The 5,802-nt window shown below is 65.2% G+C and carries 6 protein-coding genes; 4 read left to right on the plus strand and 2 right to left on the minus strand.

Going from position 1 to position 5,802, the window contains the following annotated elements:
• Positions 1–435: 435 nt before the first annotated feature.
• Positions 436–1,038 (minus strand): uracil-DNA glycosylase family protein, encoded by a 603-nt coding sequence (locus ACFMO5_RS10800; RefSeq protein WP_376792761.1) that lies wholly within the window; start codon positions 1,036–1,038, stop codon positions 436–438.
• A 256-nt stretch (positions 1,039–1,294) separates the two neighbouring features.
• Here ACFMO5_RS10800 and ACFMO5_RS10805 point away from each other — a divergent pair, with 256 nt between their 5' ends.
• From ACFMO5_RS10805 to ACFMO5_RS10820, 4 genes are all read left to right on the plus strand, one after another.
• Positions 1,295–1,789 (plus strand): hypothetical protein, encoded by a 495-nt coding sequence (locus ACFMO5_RS10805; protein WP_376792762.1) that lies wholly within the window; start codon positions 1,295–1,297, stop codon positions 1,787–1,789.
• Positions 1,790–1,824: 35 nt separating this feature from the next.
• Positions 1,825–2,556 carry a metallophosphoesterase family protein gene (locus tag ACFMO5_RS10810; RefSeq protein ID WP_376792763.1) on the plus strand — a complete coding sequence of 244 codons (732 nt, stop codon included), beginning with the start codon at positions 1,825–1,827 and terminating at the stop codon, positions 2,554–2,556.
• Positions 2,546–3,457: a hypothetical protein gene (locus tag ACFMO5_RS10815; protein WP_376792764.1), complete on the plus strand. Its 912-nt coding sequence runs from the start codon at positions 2,546–2,548 to the stop codon at positions 3,455–3,457. Before ACFMO5_RS10810 ends, ACFMO5_RS10815 begins: the two co-directional genes overlap by 11 nt.
• Positions 3,458–3,606: 149 nt before the next feature.
• On the plus strand, positions 3,607–4,275 hold the full coding sequence (locus ACFMO5_RS10820) for an SOS response-associated peptidase (RefSeq protein ID WP_376792765.1): 669 nt from the start codon (positions 3,607–3,609) through the stop codon (positions 4,273–4,275).
• Positions 4,276–4,316: 41 nt separating this feature from the next.
• Here the strand turns inward: ACFMO5_RS10820 and argH are convergent, their stop codons facing one another.
• The gene (gene argH / locus ACFMO5_RS10825; protein ID WP_376792766.1) at positions 4,317–5,741 is read right to left on the minus strand and encodes an argininosuccinate lyase; all 1,425 of its coding nucleotides are present in this window, start codon (positions 5,739–5,741) and stop codon (positions 4,317–4,319) included.
• Positions 5,742–5,802: the final 61 nt, after the last annotated feature.

Here is a 5,802-nt window from a genome sequence, read left to right on the forward strand (position 1 = left end):
GCCGCCGGCGTGCCCCGGATCGCCACCTTATCCCCGGGCTTCACCGCCGTTGCGTAATCCACCAGCACCCGGGCCCATTTCTCCAGACGCGGATCGCTCATCGTGCACCTCGACGGTAGAGATGTGGAGTTTCCAGAATGCCCACCCACCCTCTTGGGAGCCGCGAACCGCCTTATTGGGGATCAGAACCACACGCCCCGTTCTCAATGAAAACGAACAGCTCAATCTCAAAAAGGAATTATAACGCGGATAAGGACGCGATCCAGTAGGGAACCCCAATCCTATCCAGTGTGGGCCGCGTAAGCGGCCCACACTGGATACTCCTAGGCGTTACGCCGTTGGTTTTCTTCTGGGGGTTTGGGGGTGGGGTCACTCCACCTCTGCTCATGGACCCCGAACGGCGTAACTCCTCACCCCAATGAACGCCGTGGGCGATCAGAAGAGCGTCAATTGCTTCGGTTCTTCTGGAGGCTGTTCCTCCTCCGCTTGAAGCAGCCCGGCCAGGAACGCCCCCAGCTTCTGGAAGTCCTCTTCCACCGTGCGCTTGAGGGCCGGCTGGTGAAGAGCTGCCGCGGGATGATACATCGGGAACACCACCCGATCCCCCACGCGGATCGGCTTGCCGTGCACCTGGGAGATCTTGGCGTTGGGCAGCCAGTGGGCGAGGGAATAACGCCCCAGGGTGACGATGACCTTCGGGTTGATCAGCTCCACCTGGCGATCCAGATACGGGCTACATGCTTCGATCTCATCCATGTAGGGGTCCCGATTGCCGGGCGGCCGGCACTTGATGATGTTGGTGATGTAAACCTCCTCCCGTTTGAGGCCGATGGAGGTCAGCAGCTCGTTCAGGAAGGCCCCAGCCGCCCCGACGAAGGGCCGGCCCTGTCGGTCTTCGTGGAACCCCGGGGCTTCGCCGACGAACATCACCTGGGCGGTCCGGGGCCCCTCGCCCGGCACGGCCAGGGTTCGCCCTTGAGCCAGGGGGCATTTCGTGCACCGCCGCACTGCTTCATGGAGCGTTTCCAGTTCGTCCATGCAACATCGCCTCCTGGGTTGAATTGTCAACAGGCCGCAGGGAAGCCAGCGATGCGACGAATCCATCCCCTCGCCTCGCCCATTGAAACACACGGAAGCGACTTTGACAAGATCCGCAAAGGATTTTGGGGGCGAGCTGGGCGTCAAAGGCGCCTGTCTGATTCAAAAGCCCTGAGGTTTTGGATTGCCTGTAGCGGGATCTGGATTACAATTCGGGCAGACGTTTAACTCCTGATCTCTTCCGGAGCGTCATCGGATGAACTGGCTGGATCAACTGCCGCCGCGGACGCGCACGCTGTATGTGACGTTCATCAGCATCATCCTGGCAACGTTGCCCTGTTACGTGCTGGGAGGGGTATTGCTGGCGCTGGCTCGGCCGGCGGGCGTGTTCCCCGCTACCCCCACCGCCATGTTCCCGACGCTGACGCCTCTGGGACTCACCCCGGGGGTGATCCCGACCCCTACGTTCCCCTTCGGGCCCACCGAGACCCGGCTCCCCACCCCCACCCAGTGGATCCCGCCGACCTTCACGCCGACCTTCACGCCTACGCCCTCTCGAACCCCGACGGCGACGCCGACCCCTACCACGACCCCCACGCCGACGGAGACCCCCACGGCGACCCCGACTCACACCGTTACGCCGACTGCTACGTCCACGCCGACGGAGACCCCCACCACGCCAACGCCCACGGGGACGCCAACGGAGACGCCTACACCGAGCCCCAGTCCTACTGCCTCTCCTACCCCTTGATCCGAGCGCTCAGGAGCTTTGGCGAGGCCTGTGCCATGCGCGTTCTGGTTCTCTCGGACATCCACGCGAACCTGGAGGCCTTGGAGGCAGTGCTCGCCGACGCGGGGGCTTGGGACGCCCTTTGGTTCCTGGGGGACCTGGTGGGCTACGGGCCGGATCCGGTGGAGTGCATCGATCGGATCCAGCGCCTGGCCGCGGCGGCCCTCGCAGGCAACCACGATTGGGGGGTTCTCGGCCGGGTTCCCCTTTACACCTTTAACCCGGCGGCTCGAAAGGTGTTGGAGTGGACCCGGGGGCAGCTCCCGCCGCGGCAGGTGGATTACCTGGCGAGCCTCCCTGCCCAGGCGGAACAGGATGGGATCACTTTGGTGCACGGGAGCCTCCGCGCGCCGATCTGGGAATACATCCTGGATCCTTATACGGCCTGGGAGAACATCGCGCGGCTGTCCACCCGCATCGGCCTCTTCGGTCATACCCACGTGGCCATTGCTTATCATGTCCCCAACCGGGAGACCCCACAGATGCACATCCTGGAGCCGCCTTACGACGAGCCCCTCGATCTGAAAACGGGGTGGTGGCTGTTGAACCCCGGCAGCGTCGGCCAGCCCCGCGATGGCGACCCTCGGGCCGCTTACGCGATCCTGGATCTCAACACGATGACCTGGACGTTCCGGCGGGTTCCCTATCCGATCGCGGAGACCCAGGCCAAGATGCGGCGCCTGGGGTTCCCCTCTTTTCTGATCGAGCGCTTGGCCTATGGGGAGTAGGGTCGAACCAATAGCCCCCCGCGTCCTTCTGATTGTCTTCGATCCGCCCGCGCCGGGCGGCCTTCCCCTCTCCCGGGCGATGGGATGGAACCGGGTGGAGGATCTGATCGCGGGCTACATCGCCGATCTCGAAGCGTGCAGCGGAGGAGTGGTTCGCTATCAGATCATGGATCGCATCGATCTCCCGCTTTTCCCGGTGAAAATCGACGGCTTCCTCTACACGCTGGAAACCTATCTTGCGGTGTGGGAAGGCCGTCAGCCGCCCCACGAGCCGGATACGGCCGATTACATGGCGATCCTCTTCATGTGCGAGGGCGTTCCTCGGATCGCGCGGGGGGAGATCAACGAGATCTGGCTGTTCGGGGGCCCCTATTTTGGGTTTTACGAATCCCGGATGGGCGGGCCGGGGGCCTTCTGGTGCAACGCCCCGCCGCTCCCCGGCACGGAAGCGGCCGGGAGGCGGTTCGTGATCATGGGATTTTCATATGAGCGGGGGGTCGGTGAGATGCTGGAGAACTTCGGGCATCGGGCCGAGGCCATCATGGGGCGCGTGTTCGCTGGGATCCCAGAGGAACGGAACTTATGGCGGCGCTTCACGCGCTACGACCGGATCGCCCCCGGCCAGGCGGAGGTCGGCACGATCCATTTCGCCCCCAACAGCGAGCGGGATTACGACTGGGGGAACCCTCGCCACGTGTGGAGCTACTGCGATGACTGGCTCCACTTCCCGGATCTGCGCGGCCGGGGGCGATGGGTGAACTGCGCTGAATGGGGCGGTGGGGATATCCGGGAACACCATCGTTGGTGGCTCCGGCATCTCCCGCGCGCCTCCGGGGAGACGGATGGCATCTCCTACAATTGGTGGCGTTACATCGTGGATCCGAACACGGTGCCATCGTGAGCCCAAAAGGGAGAGGGAACCAGGCATCCGGCCGCCCGCTGAGCATCTCCGCCACGGGGCCCGGCGCTGGGTTTATGCCAGGACGTTGTAGCGCCTGTTTCCACCGACTTGAGCTAAGATTTCAGATAAGAAGATCCCTGGAGGACCCGATGTGCGGACGATATACGATTTTCACGGAGCCGCTGCGCCTGGTGGAGCGGTTCCGGGCGGAGTGGCCGGATGTCCCATGGGAGCCCCGCTATAACGCGGCCCCCACCCAACCCTTGCCGGTGTTGCTCAACGATGGGACCCGGCGGATCCGCCTGTTGCGCTGGGGGCTGATCCCCCATTGGGCGGAGGATCCGGCGATCGGGAACCGGCTGATCAACGCCCGGGCGGAGACGCTGACCCAGCGTCCGAGCTTCCGGGAGGCCTTCCACCGGCGGCGTTGCCTGGTGCTGGCCGACGGGTTCTATGAATGGCAACGGACGCCCTACGGGCGGATCCCCTACTGGATCGGGCTGAGGGATCGGGAGCCGTTCGCCTTCGCCGGGTTGTGGGACCGATGGGAGAGCCCGGAGGGGGAGATCATCGAGAGCTTCACCATCATCACCACCGCCGCCAACGAGCGGATCGCCCCGATCCACGATCGGATGCCTGTGATCCTGCTCCCGGAGCACGAGGAGATCTGGCTGGATGACGCTGCCGGCCCTCGGGCCTGGCAGGCCGTCCTTCGCCCCTACCCAGCCGACCGGATGATCGCTTACCCGGTCTCCTCCCGCGTCAACTCCCCTCGGGCGGATGACCCCACGCTGATCCAGCCCGTGCCCGGATCGTAAGGCTTCCCAAGGGGATCGGTTCGCGGGAACCCCGAAGATCGTTATTCGGGGGCTCCAGTGGACCTTTGATGCGATGCCGGCGAGGTCACCGACCTGGCCTCCGCCCATCGGGCCCGCAGGGCTCGGATCTGTTCTTCCACCGCGGATCGCGCTGTCCCCCCGCGGACCGTTCGGCGCTCCACCGCGGCCTCCGGGTCGAGGACGGCGTACACATCGGCTTCGAAGGCCGGATGGTGCTGGCGCATCACCTCGAGGGGGAGGGCGGAAAGGGGCTTCCCTCCGCGCAGCGCGGTTTGCACCAGCCCGCTCACAGCCCGATGGGCCTCCCGGAAGGGCACCCCCTTGCGCACCAAGTAATCCGCCAGCTCGGTGGCCAGCATGGCCTCCTCCAGAGCGCCCCGCATCCGCTCCGGCCGCGGACGCATCGTCCGCACCACACCAGGCAGCACGGCGAACAGCGCATCCAGCGTGTCCACCGCGTCGAAAACCGGCTCCTTATCTTCCTGCAGATCTTTGTTGTAGCCGGAAGGCAGGCCTTTTAACACGGTCAGGAACCCCACGAGGTGGCCGATCAAACGTCCGGCCTTGGCCCGGGCCAGCTCGAGGGCATCGGGGTTGCGCTTCTGGGGCATCAGGCTGGAGCCGGTGGTGTAAGCGGGATCCAGCTCCACGAACCCGAACTCCGCGCTGGCGAAGAGGATGAGGTCCTCCGCCAGCCGGCTGAGGTGCGCGCCGATCATGGCGGCAATGAATAGAAACTCCGCGACGAAATCCCGATCCGACACGGCGTCCAAGCTGTTCGGCGAAACCGATGAAAAGCCCAACTCCTGGGCGAGGGCCTCCCGATCGATCGGGAAGGGGGTCCCGGAGAGGGCGCTGCTCCCCAAGGGCAGCGTCGCCAGGCGCGGGTGGGCATCTCGCAACCGTGCCCGATCCCGCTCGAAGGCCCAGGCGTGCGCGAGGCACCAGTGGGCGTAACGGATCGGCTGCGCCCGTTGAAGATGGGTGTAGCCGGGCATCAGCAGGTCTATATGGGCCTCTGCCTGGGCCACCAGAGCGGCCTCCAGGTTTCGCAGCCCCTCCTCCAGACGAGGCCAGGCCTCCATCAGAAAGAGGCGCAGGTCCGTGGCCACCTGATCGTTCCGGCTGCGGCCGGTGTGCAGCTTGCCGGCGACCGCGCCGATGCGCTCCCTTAACCTCCGTTCGATGGCCGTGTGAATGTCTTCGTCGGTGGGCTGGAAGGCGAACGCCCCGGCGTCCAGCTCTGCCTTCACCGCCTCCAGGCCGGCGACGATTTGCTGGCACTCCTCCGGCGTAAGCAATCCGGCCCGGGCCAGCGCCCGTGCCCACGCGATGGAGCCCTGGATGTCATACGGGTAGAGGCGACGATCGAAAAGAAGCGATGCGTTCAACCGCTCGAAGGCGGGATCCAGCGCTGAGCCTTCCGGAGTTCCCCATAAGCGCATCGAGCAACCTCCCATGTGGGGATTTTGTAGCCGAGCCAGGCGCCCTTGACGCCCGGCTCGT

The sequence above is a fragment of the Thermoflexus sp. genome, assembly GCF_042408365.1.
Classification (GTDB): domain Bacteria; phylum Chloroflexota; class Anaerolineae; order Thermoflexales; family Thermoflexaceae; genus Thermoflexus.

Bases quoted from the DNA above. Each gene is read 5' to 3' on its own strand.
- argH (WP_376792766.1), bottom strand. From the start codon at position 5,741: ATGCGCTTATGGGGAACTCCGGAAGGCTCAGCGCTGGATCCCGCCTTC.
- ACFMO5_RS10800 (WP_376792761.1), bottom strand. From the start codon at position 1,038: ATGGACGAACTGGAAACGCTCCATGAAGCAGTGCGGCGGTGCACGAAA.
- ACFMO5_RS10805 (WP_376792762.1), top strand. From the start codon at position 1,295: ATGAACTGGCTGGATCAACTGCCGCCGCGGACGCGCACGCTGTATGTG.
- ACFMO5_RS10820 (WP_376792765.1), top strand. From the start codon at position 3,607: ATGTGCGGACGATATACGATTTTCACGGAGCCGCTGCGCCTGGTGGAG.
- ACFMO5_RS10810 (WP_376792763.1), top strand. From the start codon at position 1,825: ATGCGCGTTCTGGTTCTCTCGGACATCCACGCGAACCTGGAGGCCTTG.
- ACFMO5_RS10815 (WP_376792764.1), top strand. From the start codon at position 2,546: ATGGGGAGTAGGGTCGAACCAATAGCCCCCCGCGTCCTTCTGATTGTC.